A 1,619-nucleotide genomic window follows, 5' to 3' on the forward strand; every position below is an offset into this window, starting at 1 on the left:
GCGATAGGCGTGGGGCTGGGGGGCTGGCTGACGGTCGTCGGCGGCGCCGGCGCCCCGGGCACGGCCGCGATCGAGACGACGCGCGACCTCGTGGTGTTCCCGGCGATCGCCGCTGCGGGGGTCTTCGCCGTGCATCTCGCGCTCGACGTAGCGGCCGCACGCGTGCGCGCCGTACGCGCGGTCCGCGGGTCGGCGGCGGAGTAGCCGGCCGGCGGCCTTCAGGGACGGTGACGTCACATGCGACGTCACATACGACGTCGCCCGTGACATCACTGCCCGGGAAGAGAGGGGGGCGGCCCGGCAAGGACCGCCCCCGTTCCGACGTGCCGGTCTCGCGGCAGCGCGCTCGCGCGCTCGTCCGCTACTGCGGCGTCCCGGACTCCTCGGCTTCCGCTGCCGCGACCGCGGCCCGCTTCGCCTGCCGCCTGGCCACCGCCTTGATGATGGCGCGGATGATGAGGAACGCCGGCAGCACCACGAAGATCCCGATCGCGAGCGCCGGGCCGAGCAGCACGATCAGCGCGTTCATCGTCCCCACGAACCAGCGGACCGCCTGCGTGAACGCGTCCTTGACGCCCCAATCCTCGCCACCCGGGCTGACGACGGGCGTCGGCTCCACGAGCTCGAACGTCACGGTCGCCATCGCGGCCTGCCGCTCGAGGTACTTCTTCTGCGCGTCGATGGACTCGATCTCCCCGCGCACGCGCGCGAGTTCGTGCTCGATCTTGAGCATGTCATCGACGCTCTTGGCCGCGTCGAAGAACTCGCGCAGGCGCTTCTCCTCGGCCTGCAGGTTGCCGAGGCGCGCCGCGAGGTCGACGTGCTCCTGCGTGACGTCCTGCGTGTCCTCGGACTGGCGCAGCACACGCCCGAGCTTGACCGCCTCGGCGATGAACGCCTCGTACTGGTCGGCAGGCACCTTGACGGTGATCCAGCCCTGCAGCGGCGCGGAGTCGTACGAGCTGTCGCGCTGCTGCGCGGCGTAGTTGTAGACCGGCACGTCGGACTGGGTGCTCACCTGCATGTTGGTGATGTTCGCCTTGTGCTTCGACGCCAAGCCGCGGATCGCATCGACGGTCGCGTTCACGTCGTCGACTTGGATGCGCAGGTTCTTGTTCGTGATGATCAGGCGCTCGTCCGCGGGCACGGTCGACGCGTCCGCGCCGCTCCCGTCACCGGCGCTCGGCGGCACGGCCGCCATGTCGGCGCTCTTCGCGGCCTCCTCGGACACCACGTCCGGCGCGTACCCCGGAGAGACCGCCACCCCCCTCGAGCCGCCGGAGCCGACCGTGCCCGTATCGCGCTCGGCGTTCTGGGCGAAGCATCCCGCCAGCGCCGGCGCGAGCGCCACGATGGCGAACACCGCGAGTAGTACCCGGCTCGGCCTCATCTTCCCGGTGTCGGTCATCGCGAAGACCTCCTTCTCGTCTTGCGGGTGCGGCCCCCTGAAGCCGCGGTCCCGGCGGAACTGAAACGCCCCCGACCGCCGGTTCTCGGCGTCGAGGGCGCTCGCTGACACGAGAGAGCGGGTTCGGGACGAAGCCGCGCTACTCCTTGGGCTCGTTCTTCTTCAGAACGTTGGCCGCGTACGCGCCGAGCGCGACGCCGAGAGCCACGAC

At 71.0% G+C, this 1,619-nt stretch carries 1 protein-coding gene; it reads right to left on the reverse strand.

All coding sequences use genetic code 11. The features are described from left to right. Positions 1–361: 361 nt before the first annotated feature. Positions 362–1,408 (reverse strand): DUF4349 domain-containing protein, encoded by a 1,047-nt coding sequence (locus FDZ70_10340; protein TLM66689.1) that lies wholly within the window; start codon positions 1,406–1,408, stop codon positions 362–364. Positions 1,409–1,619 lie beyond the last annotated feature (211 nt).

It is taken from the genome of Actinomycetota bacterium, from assembly GCA_005774595.1.
In the GTDB taxonomy this organism is placed as follows: Bacteria; Actinomycetota; Coriobacteriia; order Anaerosomatales; family D1FN1-002; genus D1FN1-002.

Coding starts and splice junctions, on each gene's coding strand:
- FDZ70_10340 (TLM66689.1), bottom strand. CDS start 1,408: ATGACCGACACCGGGAAGATGAGGCCGAGCCGGGTACTACTCGCGGTG.